At 61.5% G+C, this 14,302-nt stretch carries 14 protein-coding genes; 10 read left to right on the forward strand and 4 right to left on the reverse strand.

Annotated features, from left to right (window positions below; genetic code table 11):
* Nucleotides 1-26 precede the first annotated feature (26 nt).
* The 5 genes from cysM (at nt 27) to HU773_RS08070 (ending at nt 6,216) form a co-directional block, all read left to right on the forward strand.
* The gene (gene cysM / locus HU773_RS08050) at nt 27-929 is read left to right on the forward strand and encodes a cysteine synthase CysM (protein WP_057438752.1); all 903 of its coding nucleotides are present in this window, start codon (nt 27-29) and stop codon (nt 927-929) included.
* Nucleotides 929-2,281, forward strand: a complete 1,353-nt coding sequence (gene rlmD, locus HU773_RS08055) for a 23S rRNA (uracil(1939)-C(5))-methyltransferase RlmD (RefSeq protein WP_057438753.1) — start codon at nt 929-931, stop codon at nt 2,279-2,281. The genes cysM and rlmD overlap by 1 nt, the downstream gene beginning before the upstream one ends.
* Nucleotides 2,282-2,401: 120 nt before the next feature.
* Nucleotides 2,402-4,645: a GTP diphosphokinase gene (gene relA, locus HU773_RS08060; protein WP_099168065.1), complete on the forward strand. Its 2,244-nt coding sequence runs from the start codon at nt 2,402-2,404 to the stop codon at nt 4,643-4,645.
* 166 nt (nt 4,646-4,811) lie between these two features.
* Nucleotides 4,812-5,645, forward strand: coding sequence for a nucleoside triphosphate pyrophosphohydrolase (mazG, locus tag HU773_RS08065; protein ID WP_186625260.1), 834 nt, complete (start codon nt 4,812-4,814; stop codon nt 5,643-5,645).
* A 25-nt stretch (nt 5,646-5,670) separates the two neighbouring features.
* Entirely contained in the window at nt 5,671-6,216 is a 546-nt protein-coding gene (locus tag HU773_RS08070; protein WP_057958846.1) for a DUF2058 domain-containing protein, read from the forward strand.
* 94 nt (nt 6,217-6,310) lie between these two features.
* Here the strand turns inward: HU773_RS08070 and HU773_RS08075 are convergent, their stop codons facing one another.
* The 4 genes from HU773_RS08075 to purM all read right to left on the reverse strand — a co-directional run bounded on the left by HU773_RS08075 (nt 6,311) and on the right by purM (nt 9,299).
* The gene (locus HU773_RS08075; RefSeq protein WP_057438755.1) at nt 6,311-6,499 is read right to left on the reverse strand and encodes a hypothetical protein; all 189 of its coding nucleotides are present in this window, start codon (nt 6,497-6,499) and stop codon (nt 6,311-6,313) included.
* A 369-nt stretch (nt 6,500-6,868) separates the two neighbouring features.
* Complete coding sequence (locus tag HU773_RS08080; RefSeq protein ID WP_057444555.1) at nt 6,869-7,582, reverse strand: DUF3108 domain-containing protein; 714 nt, start codon at nt 7,580-7,582, stop codon at nt 6,869-6,871.
* A gap of 8 nt (nt 7,583-7,590) precedes the next feature.
* A complete protein-coding gene (gene purN / locus HU773_RS08085) occupies nt 7,591-8,241 on the reverse strand; it encodes a phosphoribosylglycinamide formyltransferase (protein WP_057438756.1) in 651 nt (216 codons plus the stop codon).
* Entirely contained in the window at nt 8,241-9,299 is a 1,059-nt protein-coding gene (gene purM, locus HU773_RS08090; RefSeq protein ID WP_032857036.1) for a phosphoribosylformylglycinamidine cyclo-ligase, read from the reverse strand. The genes purN and purM overlap by 1 nt, the downstream gene beginning before the upstream one ends.
* 355 nt (nt 9,300-9,654) lie before the next feature.
* On the opposite strand from purM, the gene HU773_RS08095 reads away from it, so the two are divergent.
* The 5 genes from HU773_RS08095 to HU773_RS08115 all read left to right on the forward strand — a co-directional run bounded on the left by HU773_RS08095 (nt 9,655) and on the right by HU773_RS08115 (nt 14,277).
* Nucleotides 9,655-10,713 carry a DUF2066 domain-containing protein gene (locus HU773_RS08095; protein ID WP_186625261.1) on the forward strand — a complete coding sequence of 353 codons (1,059 nt, stop codon included), beginning with the start codon at nt 9,655-9,657 and terminating at the stop codon, nt 10,711-10,713.
* A gap of 43 nt (nt 10,714-10,756) precedes the next feature.
* Nucleotides 10,757-11,830, forward strand: coding sequence for an AI-2E family transporter (locus tag HU773_RS08100; RefSeq protein WP_186625262.1), 1,074 nt, complete (start codon nt 10,757-10,759; stop codon nt 11,828-11,830).
* Nucleotides 11,831-12,045: 215 nt separating this feature from the next.
* Nucleotides 12,046-12,750 carry a DnaA regulatory inactivator Hda gene (hda, locus tag HU773_RS08105; protein ID WP_032857040.1) on the forward strand — a complete coding sequence of 235 codons (705 nt, stop codon included), beginning with the start codon at nt 12,046-12,048 and terminating at the stop codon, nt 12,748-12,750.
* Nucleotides 12,751-12,963: 213 nt separating this feature from the next.
* On the forward strand, nt 12,964-13,593 hold the full coding sequence (locus HU773_RS08110) for a C40 family peptidase (RefSeq protein WP_057438759.1): 630 nt from the start codon (nt 12,964-12,966) through the stop codon (nt 13,591-13,593).
* A 144-nt stretch (nt 13,594-13,737) separates the two neighbouring features.
* Entirely contained in the window at nt 13,738-14,277 is a 540-nt protein-coding gene (locus HU773_RS08115; protein WP_057444557.1) for a C40 family peptidase, read from the forward strand.
* Nucleotides 14,278-14,302 lie beyond the last annotated feature (25 nt).

Consider the following 14,302-nt stretch of genomic DNA (forward strand, 5'->3'; position numbering starts at 1 on the left):
CCCGCAGTCTGGATTGCGAATACGCCATGACCCTGCAATACCCAACCATCGCCGATTGCGTCGGCAACACACCTTTGGTCCGCTTGCAGCGCATGGCGGGTAACACCAGCAATACCTTGCTGCTCAAGCTCGAGGGGAATAACCCGGCGGGCTCGGTCAAGGACCGTCCGGCGCTGTCGATGATCGCCCGTGCCGAGCAGCGCGGGCAGATCAAGCCCGGCGACACCCTGATCGAAGCCACCTCCGGTAATACCGGGATTGCCCTGGCCATGGCCGCAGCGATCAAGGGCTACAAAATGATCCTGATCATGCCCGACAACGGCAGCGCCGAGCGCAAGGCCGCGATGACCGCCTATGGCGCCGAGCTGGTCCTGGTGACCCAGGAAGAGGGCATGGAAGGCGCGCGTGATCTCGCCGAGCGCATGGCCGCCGAAGGCCGTGGCCAGGTGTTGGACCAGTTCGCCAACGGTGACAACCCCGAGGCGCACTACACCAGCACCGGCCCGGAGATCTGGCGCCAGACCCAGGGCACCATCACCCATTTCGTCAGCTCCATGGGCACCACCGGCACCATCATGGGTAACTCGCGCTACCTCAAGGAGCAGAACCCGGCGATCCAGATCGTTGGCCTGCAACCGATGGAAGGCGCGGCGATCCCGGGGATCCGCCGTTGGCCCGAAGAGTACCTGCCCAAGATCTACAACGCTGCCCGCGTCGATCGCATCATCGACATGGCCCAGCGTGAAGCCGAAGACACCACCCGTCGCCTGGCCCGTGAAGAAGGCATCTTCTGCGGCGTGTCCTCCGGCGGTGCGGTGGCGGGGATGTTGCGTTTGTCTGCAGAACTGGAAAACGCGGTGATCGTCGCGATCATCTGTGACCGAGGCGACCGCTACCTGTCGACCGGCATTTTCGACGCGCCCAACTGATGGCCAAGCAAGAGCGAGGCCTGCGCTTCCAGCCCACGGGTGGCAGCCGGGCGCCCCAAGTACCGGTCGGCAAAAAGCAGCGCCTGACCATTGAGCGCCTGGCCAATGATGGCCGGGGGATCGTGTTTTTCGAAGGCCGCACCTGGTTTGTGGTGGGTGCCCTGGCCGGCGAGGAAGTCGAGGCGCGGGTGCTGGGCGCCCATGGCAAAGTGGTCGAGGCCCGCACCGAGCGGGTGTTCAAGGCCAGTGAACTGCGGCGCCCGGCGCCGTGCGTCCATGCCGGTCGTTGCGGCGGTTGCAGCCTGCAACATTTGCCCCATGGCGAACAGCTTGCCCTGAAACAGCGCATGCTCGCCGAGCAATTGTCCCGTGTCGCCGGGGTCGAGCCCCAGGAGTGGGCCGCGCCGTTGAGCGGGCCCGAGTTCGGCTATCGCCGCCGCGCCCGTGTCGCGGTGCGCTGGGACGCCAAGGCCAAGCGCCTGGACGTGGGTTTTCGCGCCGTGGCCAGCCAGGACATCGTGGCCATCGACGATTGCCCGGTGCTGGTACAGGCCTTGCAACCGATCATGCAGCGTCTGCCCAATATGTTGCGGCGCCTGAGCAAACCTCAGGCCCTGGGGCATGTCGAGTTGTTCAGCGGCTCGTCGATTGCCGTGTTGCTGCGGCATATGGCGCCGCTGTCCGACGCTGACCTGCTGGTGCTGCAGGAATTTTGCGCGTTCCATGATGCCCAGTTGTGGCTGCATGGAGAGGGCGAGCCGCAGCCGTTCGCGGCCGGGCAGGCCCTGGGCTATCGTCTGGAACAGTGGGACCTGGAGCTGGCGTACCGGCCGGGGGATTTTGTCCAGGTCAACGCCGGGGTCAATGAAGCGATGGTGGCCCAGGCGCTGGACTGGCTGGCACCGCGCTCCGACGAACGGGTACTGGACCTGTTTTGTGGCCTGGGCAACTTTGCCTTGCCCCTGGCCCGCCAGGTGCGTGAAGTGGTGGCGGTAGAGGGCGTGCAGGCCATGGTGGACCGCGCGGCCCTCAACGCAGGCAGCAATAATTTGCATAATGTGCAGTTTTTTCAGGCCGATTTGTCCCAGCCTTTGAGTGACGCGCAATGGGCCAAAGCAGGCTTTTGTGCGGTACTCTTGGACCCACCCCGCGATGGTGCCCTGGAGGTTGTGCGCAAGCTCGCCACTCTGGGGGCTGATCGCCTGGTGTATGTGTCCTGCAATCCAGCCACGCTGGCGCGGGACACTGTCGAGTTGGTCAAGCAAGGCTACCGGCTAAAACGTGCCGGGATCCTCGATATGTTTCCGCAAACCGCGCATGTCGAGGCGATGGCGTTATTTGAAGCGAGCTAGGATGCTCGCTTAGTCCGACTGGCCTGCGTTCTCCTGGGCCTGTGACCTGCCAGGGAGTTCGCGTTACAAGGGTCAGCGATTTTGACGCGCTACAGGCGCGTCGTAGGGAAGGTAAGCAAGATGGTACAGGTGAGAGCACACCAGCCGATCAACACCGACGGCAGTATCAATCTCGAGGCATGGCTGGATCATGCCGTCAGTGTCGATCCGGCACTGGACCGTGAAGCCTTGAAAACCGCCTGCGAGTTCGCTCGCGAGGCCGAACAGCAAGACAATGCGGCCAAGAATCTGTGGGCCGAAGGAACCTCCAGTTTCCGTACCGGGCTTGAAATCGCCGAGATCCTCGCCGACCTCAAGCTGGATCAGGACTCGCTGATCGCTGCGGTGCTCTATCGCGGCGTACGCGAGGGGCATATTGCGTTGCCCTTGGTCAGCCAGCGTTTCGGCGCGGTGGTGGCCAAGCTGATCGACGGCGTGCTGCGCATGGCTGCGATCAGCGCCAGCCTCAGCCCGCGCCAGTCGATGGTGCTGGGCACCCAGGGCCAGGTGGAAAACCTGCGCAAGATGCTGGTGGCGATGGTCGACGACGTACGCGTGGCGCTGATCAAGCTGGCCGAACGTACCTGCGCGATCCGTGCGGTGAAAACCGCCGATGACGAAAAGCGCAACCGTGTCGCCCGCGAGGTCTTCGATATCTACGCGCCCCTGGCCCACCGCCTGGGGATCGGCCATATCAAGTGGGAGCTGGAGGACCTGTCCTTCCGCTACCTCGAACCCGATCAATACAAACAGATCGCCACCCTGCTGCATGAGCGGCGGCTGGACCGTGAGCGCTTTATCAGCGATGTGATGGGCCAGTTGCGCTCGGAGTTGCAGGCGACCGGCGTCGAAGCCGATATCAGCGGGCGCGCCAAACACATCTATTCGATCTGGCGCAAAATGCAGCGCAAGGGCCTGGCCTTCAGCCAGATCTACGACGTGCGCGCCGTACGCGTGCTGGTGCCGGAGATGCGCGATTGCTACACCGCGCTGGGCATCGTCCACACCCTGTGGCGGCATATTCCCAAGGAATTCGACGACTACATCGCCAACCCCAAGGAAAACGGCTACCGCTCGCTGCACACGGCGGTGATCGGCCCCGAGGGCAAGGTGTTGGAAGTGCAGATCCGCACCCACGCCATGCACGAAGAAGCCGAGCTGGGGGTTTGCGCGCACTGGCGCTACAAGGGTACCGACGTCAAGGCGGGCTCCAACCAGTACGAAGAGAAAATCTCCTGGCTACGCCAAGTGCTGGAGTGGCACGAAGAACTCGGCGATATCGGCGGCCTGGCCGAACAGTTGCGGGTGGATATCGAGCCAGACCGGGTCTATATCTTCACCCCCGACGGCCACGCCATCGACCTGCCCAAGGGCGCGACACCGCTGGACTTCGCCTACCGGGTGCACACCGAGATCGGCCACAACTGCCGTGGCGCCAAGATCAACGGGCGTATCGTGCCGCTCAACTACAGCCTGCAGACTGGTGAACAGGTCGAGATCATCACCAGCAAGCACGGCACCCCGAGCCGCGACTGGCTGAACCCGAACCTGGGCTACATCACCACGTCGCGGGCGCGGGCGAAGATTGTCCACTGGTTCAAGCTGCAGGCGCGGGACCAGAACGTCGCCGCCGGCAAGACCCTGCTCGAGCGCGAGCTGGGGCGCCTGGGCCTGCCCCAGGTGGATTTCGACAAGTTGGCCGAAAAAGCCAACATGAAGATTGCCGAAGACATGTTCGCCGCCCTCGGCGCCGGCGACCTGCGCCTGGCGCAACTGGTCAACCTGGCCCAGCAGTTGGTGGAGCCGGAGCGCGGCAGCGAACAACTGGAGCTGATTCCCCGCAAGGCCACCGGCTACAAGCCGGGCAAGCGCGGCGATATCCAGATCCAGGGCGTGGGCAACCTGATGACCCAAATGGCCGGCTGCTGCCAGCCGTTGCCGGGCGACGCGATCGTCGGCTACATCACCCAGGGCCGTGGGGTGAGCATTCACCGCCAGGATTGTGCCTCGGTGTTGCAACTGGGCGGGCGCGAGCCGGAGCGGATCATCCAGGTCAGCTGGGGCCCGGTGCCGGTGCTCACCTACCCGGTGGACATCATCATCCGCGCCTACGACCGTTCGGGGTTGCTGCGTGACGTCTCGCAAGTGCTGCTCAACGAGCGGATCAACGTACTGGCGGTCAACACCCGCTCGAACAAGGAGGACAACACCGCGTTGATGTCCCTGACCATCGAGATTCCGGGTCTGGACGCGTTGGGGCGGCTGCTGGGGCGTATCTCCCAACTGCCGAACATCATCGAGACCCGGCGTAACCGCACGCCATGAATCACTGGATGAGTGCGGTTTAAAATGTGGGAGCGGGCTTGTGTGGGAGCTGGCTTGCCTGCGATACAGGCGCCTCGGTCTACCCGATACCGAGGTGCCTGCATCGCGGGCAAGCCCGGCGCCCACATTTGCTCGGTGGTTTTCCCACCTGATCGGATAGAGAACGATGTATTCACTTGAAGACCTGCTACACCTGATGAACCGTCTGCGCGACCCGCAATACGGTTGCCCGTGGGACATCAGGCAAACCTACGCCAGTATCGTGCCTCACACCCTGGAAGAAGCCTACGAAGTCGCCGACGCCATCGAGCGTGGGGATTTTGATCATCTGCAAGGCGAGCTGGGCGACCTGTTGTTCCAGGTGGTCTATTACAGCCAACTGGCCCGGGAAGAAGGGCGCTTCGAGTTCGCCGGCGTGGTCGACAGCATCACCCGCAAGCTGATTCGCCGGCATCCCCATGTGTTCCCCACCGGCGACCTGTATGCGCCGCTGGATATCCCTCAGTTAAGCGAAGAGCAGGTCAAGGCGCGCTGGGAGCAAATCAAGGCCGAGGAGCGCGCCGAAAAATCCGACGCTCCACAGCAACTGTCCCTGCTTGATGATGTACCCAACGCCTTGCCGTCCCTGTCCCGCGCCGCCAAATTGCAAAAGCGCGCGAGCCAGGTCGGCTTCGACTGGCCAGCGGCGCTGCCGGTGGTGGATAACGTGCGTGAAGAGCTCGATGAAGTGCTCGAAGCCATGGCCGACAATGACCCGGCAGCGATTGCCGATGAAGTCGGTGACCTGCTGTTTGCAGCGGTCAACCTGGCCCGGCACCTCAAGGTGGACCCGGAAACCGCCCTGCGCGGTGCCAATGCCAAATTCGAAAGGCGATTCCGATTTATCGAACAGGCATTGCGCGACACCCACCGTCCCATGGAAGATTGCACCCTCGAAGAGTTGGACGCCCTCTGGGGCGAAGCCAAACGCCAGGAAAAGAATGTGTCCAACTGCGGTTGAGCAGTTGCCTAAGTGAGTAAGCACCATGAGCATTTCCCTTCGCGACCAGTTGCTCAAAGCAGGCCTGGTCAATCAGAAGCAGGCCAAGCAGGTCGGCAAAGACAAGCAGAAGCAGCAGCGCCTGGTTCACAAAGGCCAGGCCCAGGCCGATGACACCCAGCAGCGCCTGGCCCTGGAAGCGCAGGCCGAGAAGGTCAAGCGCGACCAGGAGCTCAACCGCCAGCAGCAGGAAAAGGTCGAGGCCAAGGCCCGTGCCGCGCAGGTCAAGCAATTGATCGAGACCTCGCGCCTGCCCAAGTTGACCACCGAGGACTACTACAACTTCGTGGACGACAAGAAGGTCAAGCGCCTGTCGGTCAACACCTTGATGCGCAACAAGCTGAGCAATGGCTCGTTGGCGATTGTCCATCACGGTGGCGGTTACGAAGTGATTCCACGGGAGGCCGCGCTGAAAATCCAGGAGCGCGCACCTGAGCGTATCGTCCAGATGAACATCCTCACCGAGACCCAGGTGCCGGATGAGGATGATCCGTACGCCGCCTATCAGATCCCTGACGACCTGATGTGGTAAGGCGTTAAAAACAACAAACCCCGCTCAAAAGGCGGGGTTTGTGTTTATAGGCACTGCGGCTGCGTGGGCCGGGTGGCTAGGGGATTTCAGCGCTTCAGGCGCTTGATGCCTGGCGTCTCATTTCGAGGGTTTCGAGCTCGTTTTTATAGTTATGGGCGTCGCACTCGTTGTGAAACATACCGACCAGCAGGTCTTGTTGATGCACATCCCAGATATGAATCCCGTGGGCCAGGGCCTCGTGGGACATATGGGCATCGTCGCGTTCCGTTACTTTTACTGTCATCTGCTTGCTCCAGTCTCTGGTTGATCTGCGGCAAGGCGTCGCAGGCCTTTGTTATATATTTTGTTAGCTTGCTAAGTAAACTGACTTTGCACGCAACAATTCATTGCAGCAAACGCAACAATGCTCCAGGCCACGTAAACCGCGACATTGCGTCGCAGGGCCTGGGGTTTTATGACAAAAGCTTCATGTTCGAGTCAGGCTTTGTCCGGGTGCCAGGCCTTCCACCGCTATCCCAGGCGAGCCAGCTCCCACCTTGGAATGCACCACCTGTGGGAGCTGGCTTGCCTGCGATAACGCCAGTCGCCTCACTCCAAACGCCAGGCGAAAAAAAGCCCCGCATTTAGCGAGGCTCTTTTAAACACTCAACGATCAGCTGCCTTTCACAGCCTTGCCGTTGACCGTGCCGTCCAACAGCATGATGTTGTATTCCTTGCCGTCGGTTTCGACTTGTTGCAGGCGAACCAGCAGGTAATCCCAATCCTTGGCAAACCACATCACAGTAATGCGCTTGCTTTGCGTCGGGTCGCGCACGCGCTCAACCTTGATGGCGTCGATCTTGCCGGCCTTGGTCTCGACTTTCTCGGCACCCAGCACGCGGAAGTCATAGGTGTCGACCTCGCCGTCATCCACCACCTGGTAGCTCATGGTTTTCTTGCCGGCGGCCACGTCATGCTGCAGGGCCAACTGGTAAGTGGATTTGTCGACCATGCCACGGTTCAGCGGGATCTTCACCGCATCACCGCGATCGGTGCCGGTGACCATCTTGGCGGTCCAATCGAAGTCCAGGTCGGCTTTCTTGGCTTTACCCAGCCCACCCCGTTCAAAGTGGTAGGACTGTGGCAGCAAAGTATCCTTGTCCAGGGTCAAGGTGCTGGTTTCGGTCAGGCTGGCGATCATCATCGAGGCCTTGAAGCTGAGCTTCCAGGTACCGTCGGCGTTTTTTTCCAGGCTGCGTTCCGCAGTGCCGCTCATGGGCAACTGCTTCCAGTCGGCGGTATAGCTGGCGGAGAAAGGCTGAAGGTCTGCCGCGTGCACGGCAGGCAGGGCAAACAGAGCAAAAGCGAAGAGCAGGGCGCGACGCATAAAATCTCCTAGGTACGAATCAAGTGGCCGCTGGCCGCAAGTAACTGGCCATCCAACAATGCACCCTGTTCACCGAGAACCAAGCGGCCTTCGGCAAACCAGCGAACCGCCAGCGGGTAAATCCTGTGTTCCTGGGTGTGAACCCGTTGCGCAAGGCTCTGCGCTGAGTCCGCAGACTCTACCGGAACTACTGCCTGTACGACCAGAGGCCCGCCATCGAGTTCCTCGGTGACAAAGTGCACGCTGCAGCCGTGCTCCGTATCGCCGGCCTCAAGGGCCCGTTGGTGAGTGTGTAACCCTTTGTATTTAGGCAGCAGGGAAGGGTGGATATTCAGCAGGCGCCCCTGGTAATGGCGCACGAAATCAGCGCTGAGAATGCGCATGAAACCGGCGAGGACCACGAGCTTGGGGTTGAAGGCGTCGATCAATTCGATCAAGGCTGCATCGAAGGCCTCGCGACCGTCGAACGCCTTGTGATCCAGGGCGCGGGTGTCGATACCCGCGTCCTGGGCGCGTTGCAGGCCGTAGGCGTCGCTGCGGTTGGAAATCACCGCAGCGATGCGCACCGGGCTGTCGCCGGCGCGCGTGCTGTCGATCAGGGCCTGCAAGTTACTGCCGGTGCCGGAGAGCAGCACCACGACATCACAGGTTGCTGGCATCAGTGAGCCTTGAGGTTCTTCAGTTCAACCTGGGCAGCACCTTCGGCAGCCGTGGCGATCTGACCGATCACCCATGGCTGCTCGCCGGCTTCACGCAGAACGTTCAGCGCGGTTTCCACGTGCTCTTGAGCCACGCAGATGACCATGCCCACGCCGCAGTTCAGCACGCGGTGCATTTCGGTCTCGTTGACGTTGCCTTTCTCTTGCAGCCAGTCGAAGACCGCCGGGCGCTGCCAGCTGGCCACGTCGACGATGGCCTGGGCGCCTTTTGGCAGTACGCGCGGGATGTTGTCCAGCAGGCCGCCACCGGTGATGTGGGCCATGGCCTTGACCGCGCCGGTGTCCTTGATCAGCTTGAGCAATGGCTTGACGTAGATGCGGGTCGGGGCCATCAGCAGGTCGGTCAAAGGCTTGCCGTCGAGCTGGGTGTTCTCGATGTCGGCGCCGGACACTTCGATGATCTTGCGGATCAGCGAGTAGCCGTTGGAGTGCGGGCCGGACGATGGCAGAGCCAGCAGGGCGTCACCGGCAGCCACCTTGGAGCCGTCGATGATCTCGGCTTTTTCCACGACGCCGACGCAGAAGCCGGCCAGGTCGTAGTCTTCGCCTTCGTACATGCCTGGCATTTCAGCGGTTTCGCCGCCGACCAGGGAGCAACCCGACAGTTCGCAGCCAGCGCCGATACCGGTGACCACTTGTGCAGCGGTCTCCACGTTGAGCTTGCCGGTGGCGTAGTAGTCGAGGAAGAACAACGGCTCGGCGCCGCATACCACCAGGTCGTTGACGCACATGGCCACCAGGTCGATGCCGATGGTGTCGTGCTTGTTCAGGTTCAGGGCCAGGCGCAGCTTGGTGCCCACGCCGTCGGTGCCGGAGACCAGCACTGGCTGCTTGTAGCCGGCCGGGATCTCGCAGAGGGCGCCGAAACCGCCCAGGCCGCCCATGACTTCGGGGCGCGCAGTGCGCTTGGCGACGCTCTTGATGCGTTCGACCAATGCTTCACCGGCGTCGATGTCTACACCGGCGTCCTTGTAGCTCAGGGAGGGTTGCTTGCTCATGATCCAGGCCTTTAGGGGGGATTCAGGGGTAACGACCGATGCGGTGGGCACAGAAGCTGAACACTTCAGGACGCCCAGCCGTTGACGGTCTGCGAAGGCGCGCGATTTTATCAGGCTTGAGGGGCAGCGGCCATCCTCGGGCCGACGGGCAGGGGCATATGGTGCTAAAAAAACCTTAATAGGCGCCGCGATCGCCTGTATTAAGGTATAGCCTTTAACCCGCTATCGTTATGACAGTACGAAAACTTACCGGGGCCTTGTGAATGTTTTGCCGGTCGCTGTGGTCACAGCCTTGCTTAACCTTCTTCACGCGGCCTGTTCCAGCCGCTTTTTTGTCGTTCGGGAATCTTTTTTCATGGGTCTGAGTAGATACTTTTTTGTTGGCTGTTTGTCGTTGGTCAGCCTGGCCAGTCATGCCGAAACCGTTAATGGTCTTTATCAAGTGCTGGAGCCGGTCAGCAGCCAGGCGCCGGAGGAGCGCGAACAAGCTACCCAGCGCGCCCTGCAGACCCTGGTAGCCCGCCTCACCGGCGACGCCAAGGCCGCCCAGGGCCCTGGCCTGGCGGCGATCCGCAAGGATCCGCAACAGATCATCAGCCAGTACGGTTACGACGCCGGTCCGCCGGAAAGCCTGCAAGTGGATTTCGATCCGGTCAGCACCGACCGCGCCCTGCGCGATGCCGGCCTGGCGTTGTGGGGCAACAATCGGCCGTCGATCCTCGGTTGGTGGCTGAGCGATTCCACTGAAGGCAGCAGCCTGGTCGGTGATGGCCAGTCGGCTGCCGAGCCGCTGCGCCGTGCGGCTCAGCATCGCGGCCTGCCTTTGCGCCTGCCGCTGGGCGATCTTGATGAGCAGATCGTCGCCACCGCACCCACTCTTGAAAGTGCCGATCCGGCCCCTCTGCGTGCGGCCTCCGAACGTTATGGCGCCGACGCCTTGCTGGCGGTGCATGCCCGTGAAGACGCGGGCCAATGGCAAGCCAAGTGGCGCCTGTGGCTGGGTGACAAAGCCGAGCAGGGCACGGTGCAGGGCGCCGACCCCGCGGCGTTGGCCGATGCCGTGCTGCTGGCAGTCAGCGAGCGCCTGGCGCCCCGTTTTGCGGTAAAAGCCGGGGTGTCCAGCGAACAGTTGCTGCAAGTGCAGGGCATGACCCTGGAGCGCTACGCCGCCCTCGGTCATCTGCTGGAGCCGTTTGGTGCGCAGTTGCAGCGGGTGGAGGGTGACCGGATCGTCTATCGGGTCAACGGCAGCAGCGAGCAGTTGCGCAGCCAATTGAGCCTGGCCAGGTTGCAGGAAGTGCCGGCTGGTGAGGCGCTCGCGCCACAACCTGTGCCGTCGCCCGTGGCCGAAGGCGCGCAGCCGGTGCCGGTGCCGCAAGCCGAACCTGAGCCGCAACTGCGTTTCCGTTGGTAAATGTTCTTCCTTATATAGAAGCAAATAACAGATGGAGTGGTTTATGGCGGATACGCGTCGTTGGGTGTGGCTTGGCGGGATTGTCCTGCTGTGCGTCTTGGTGTTCTTGCTGCATTCGATCCTGACGCCGTTCCTGGTCGCGTTGCTGCTGGCCTATCTGTTCGATCCCGTGGTGGATCGCCTGGAAAAGGCCGGGCTGTCGCGCACCTGGGGCGTGGTGGCGGTGTTTGCGCTGTTTACCCTGATCGTCATGGCGCTGTTGCTGTTGCTGGTGCCGATGCTGGCCAAGCAACTGTTGCGCCTGTACGAACTGGCGCCGCAAATGCTCGATTGGCTGCAGCACACGGCCATGCCCTGGGTGCAGTCCAAACTCGGCCTGGCCGATGGCTTCTGGAAGTTCGACAAGGTCAAGGCCGCGATCAGCGAGCATATGGGCCAGACCACCGATATCGTCGGGGTGATCCTCAGTCAGGCCACGGCCTCCAGCCTGGCGTTGATCGGCTGGCTGACCAACCTGGTTTTGATCCCGGTGGTGGCGTTCTACCTGCTGCGTGACTGGGACATCATGATGGCCAAGATCCGCAGCCTGCTGCCCCGTGATCGCGAGGAGCGCATCGTGTCCCTGGCCGGGGAGTGCCATGAGGTGCTGGGCGCCTTTGTCCGTGGGCAGTTGCTGGTGATGGTGGCGCTGGGGATTATCTACGCTGGCGGGCTAATGGCGATCGGCCTGGAACTGGGCCTGTTGATCGGCATGATTGCCGGCCTGGCGGCGATTGTGCCGTACATGGGCTTTGTCATCGGGATTGGTGCGGCGCTGGTGGCTGGCCTGTTCCAGTTTGGCGGTGACTTGTACCCGATGCTGGGGATTGTCGCGGTGTTCATGGCCGGCCAGGCCCTGGAAGGCATGGTGCTGACGCCGTTGCTGGTGGGCGATCGCATCGGCCTGCACCCGGTGGCGGTGATCTTTGCGATCCTGGCGGGCGGCGAGCTGTTCGGCTTTACCGGCATCCTCCTGGCGCTGCCGGTAGCGGCGGTGATCATGGTGCTGGTGCGCCATGTGCACGATGTGTACAAGGATTCGGGCGCCTATACGGGCGCCGATGACCCTCAGTTGTAAGACTGATCACAAACCCGGCTCAAGGCCGGGTTTGTTGTCTGTGGGGCTTGGCATTTAGCCATCGCGCCAAACAATCTCCAAAAAATCCAATGAGTTAACGCAAACCTTTGATTTTGCTTGTGGTCTGTTGCATTGTGCGCCCGGCGTCACGGGTATAAACTTTGCAAACTTTTCACAGAGGCCACTAACGGTTCGATTGGGACCGTTCAGTCAGCATGAAACCGATTCAGCTGCCCCTAGGTGTGCGTCTGCGTGACGACGCTACCTTCATCAATTACTACCCAGGCGCCAATGCCGCTGCACTCGGCTATGTCGAGCGGCTCTGCGAAGCCGACGCCGGGTGGACGGAAAGCCTGATCTACCTCTGGGGCAAGGACGGCGTGGGGCGTACCCACCTGTTGCAGGCCGCCTGCCTGCGCTTTGAGCAGATGGGGGAGCCAGCGGTGTATTTGCCGTTGGCCGAACTGCTGGACCGTGGCATCGGCATCCTCGATAACCTCGAGCAATACGAACTGGTGTGCCTGGATGACCTGCAAGCCGTTGCCGGCCGGGCGGACTGGGAAGAAGCGCTGTTCCATCTGTTCAACCGCCTGCGCGACAGCGGCCGGCGCCTGTTGATTGCCGCCTCTACCTCGCCACGGGAATTGCCGGTCAAGCTGGCAGACCTCAAGTCGCGGCTGACCCTGGCGCTGATCTTCCAGATGCGCCCACTGTCCGACGAAGACAAGCTGCGTGCCCTGCAACTGCGCGCTTCGCGTCGTGGCCTGCACCTGACCGATGAAGTCGGGCATTTCATCCTCACCCGTGGCACCCGCAGCATGAGCGCGCTGTTCGACTTGCTCGAACAACTCGACCAGGCCTCGTTGCAGGCCCAGCGCAAGCTCACCATTCCCTTCCTCAAAGAAACCCTCGGCTGGTAGCCAGCCCTTTAAAACCGGGGCCCCTGGCAAATTACAGGCGTCAGAAAACCTGCGTTTGGGCCGCTCTGGCCACGCAAAAGGGTCTAAATGGGGTTCAAGGGCTTAGATGACATGGGTCAAACAAGAAGTCACATAGATCACGATTGAATTTGCAAATCGATGTCATAGAAGGCATAGTCTCGGCTTCTTTACATATCAGCCACGGTCGTGCCCATGCTAAATCGCTTCGCACCCCTCGTGCCTCTCGCACTCGTTACCCTGTTGTTTGGTTGCGCCACCCACCCCCAGCAGGTGGTCGAGCAGCAAAAGCCGCAACAACAGCATCAAGCCAAATTCGTCGCAGCACAGTCTTCTTCTGTTTATGAAGAAGAGGTGGCGACCGAAAAAGAACTGGCCCAGTTCGCCGACAGCAAGCCTTATCAGCTGCCACTGCTGGCCGACAGTATCCTCGAACGCGGCATGTCCCTGATCGGTACCCGTTACCGTTTCGGTGGTACCTCTGAAGCCGGTTTCGACTGCAGTGGCTTTATCGGCTACCTGTTTCGTGAAGAAGCCGGCATGAACCTGCCGCGCTCCACCCGCGAAATGATCAACGTGGATGCACCGTTGGTCGCACGAAACAACCTCAAGCCCGGCGATCTGCTTTTCTTCAGTACCAACGGCCGTGGTCGCGTCAGTCACGCCGGTATCTACCTGGGCGATGACCAGTTCATCCACTCCAGCAGCCGCCGTAGCGGTGGGGTGCGGGTCGATAAGCTGGGTGACAGCTACTGGAGCAAAACCTTCATCGAAGCCAAGCGCGCTTTGGCGATGGCCCCGACTACCGTTACCGCTCGCAAGTAAAGTTAAAGTGATACTTGAAGTTTGACGCGTAAGCGCTAGAATCCTGAGATATTGTTGCGAACCTGACCGCGCAAGCTTGCTTGCGCGGTCTAGTTTTCAGCGTTCGGCAGCGAAAGCCGCATCCAGATCAGGATTGTTCTGCCCATGTCGACCTCGGCCCGCCTAATTCTTGTTGTTTGCGCCGCACTGCTCAGTGCCTGCGCCAGCCGTCCTCCACCTGCGCCTGTGGCCGTCAAGCCCAAGCCGGTATTCAACTATTCCACCCAGAACTTTTCGCCAGTGGCCGAAGATGTGCTGTTTCGCGCCCTGGGCCTGGTGGGCACGCCTTACCGCTGGGGCGGCAACACCCCGGATTCGGGGTTTGATTGCAGTGGTTTGATTGGTTTTGTCTACCGCGACGCCGCGGGCATCTCGCTGCCGCGCACCACTCGCGAGCTGATTGTGATGCGGGCCCAGGACGTGCGCGAAGATGCGCTGCAGACCGGCGACCTGCTGTTCTTCGCCACGGGCGGTGGCTCGCAGGTCAGCCATGCCGGCATCTACGTGGGTGAAGGGCGTTTCGTGCATGCGCCGCAAACCGGCGGTACGGTGAAGCTTGATACCTTGTCCAAGGCCTACTGGCAGAATGCCTATTTGAGCGCCAAGCGCGTGTTGCCGGCGGGGCAATTGGCGCGTAATCCCTAAGCCAAATATAAAACCCAATGTGGGA

Source organism: Pseudomonas shahriarae, assembly GCF_014268455.2.
Classification (GTDB): Bacteria; Pseudomonadota; Gammaproteobacteria; order Pseudomonadales; family Pseudomonadaceae; genus Aquipseudomonas; species Aquipseudomonas shahriarae.

What these genes read in the sequence shown, in the direction of transcription:
- cysM (WP_057438752.1), top strand. Translation starts at nt 27, where the DNA reads ATGACCCTGCAATACCCAACCATCGCCGATTGCGTCGGCAACACACCT.
- rlmD (WP_057438753.1), top strand. Translation starts at nt 929, where the DNA reads ATGGCCAAGCAAGAGCGAGGCCTGCGCTTCCAGCCCACGGGTGGCAGC.
- relA (WP_099168065.1), top strand. Translation starts at nt 2,402, where the DNA reads ATGGTACAGGTGAGAGCACACCAGCCGATCAACACCGACGGCAGTATC.
- mazG (WP_186625260.1), top strand. Translation starts at nt 4,812, where the DNA reads ATGTATTCACTTGAAGACCTGCTACACCTGATGAACCGTCTGCGCGAC.
- HU773_RS08070 (WP_057958846.1), top strand. Translation starts at nt 5,671, where the DNA reads ATGAGCATTTCCCTTCGCGACCAGTTGCTCAAAGCAGGCCTGGTCAAT.
- HU773_RS08075 (WP_057438755.1), bottom strand. Translation starts at nt 6,499, where the DNA reads ATGACAGTAAAAGTAACGGAACGCGACGATGCCCATATGTCCCACGAG.
- HU773_RS08080 (WP_057444555.1), bottom strand. Translation starts at nt 7,582, where the DNA reads ATGCGTCGCGCCCTGCTCTTCGCTTTTGCTCTGTTTGCCCTGCCTGCC.
- purN (WP_057438756.1), bottom strand. Translation starts at nt 8,241, where the DNA reads ATGCCAGCAACCTGTGATGTCGTGGTGCTGCTCTCCGGCACCGGCAGT.
- purM (WP_032857036.1), bottom strand. Translation starts at nt 9,299, where the DNA reads ATGAGCAAGCAACCCTCCCTGAGCTACAAGGACGCCGGTGTAGACATC.
- HU773_RS08095 (WP_186625261.1), top strand. Translation starts at nt 9,655, where the DNA reads ATGGGTCTGAGTAGATACTTTTTTGTTGGCTGTTTGTCGTTGGTCAGC.
- HU773_RS08100 (WP_186625262.1), top strand. Translation starts at nt 10,757, where the DNA reads ATGGCGGATACGCGTCGTTGGGTGTGGCTTGGCGGGATTGTCCTGCTG.
- hda (WP_032857040.1), top strand. Translation starts at nt 12,046, where the DNA reads ATGAAACCGATTCAGCTGCCCCTAGGTGTGCGTCTGCGTGACGACGCT.
- HU773_RS08110 (WP_057438759.1), top strand. Translation starts at nt 12,964, where the DNA reads ATGCTAAATCGCTTCGCACCCCTCGTGCCTCTCGCACTCGTTACCCTG.
- HU773_RS08115 (WP_057444557.1), top strand. Translation starts at nt 13,738, where the DNA reads ATGTCGACCTCGGCCCGCCTAATTCTTGTTGTTTGCGCCGCACTGCTC.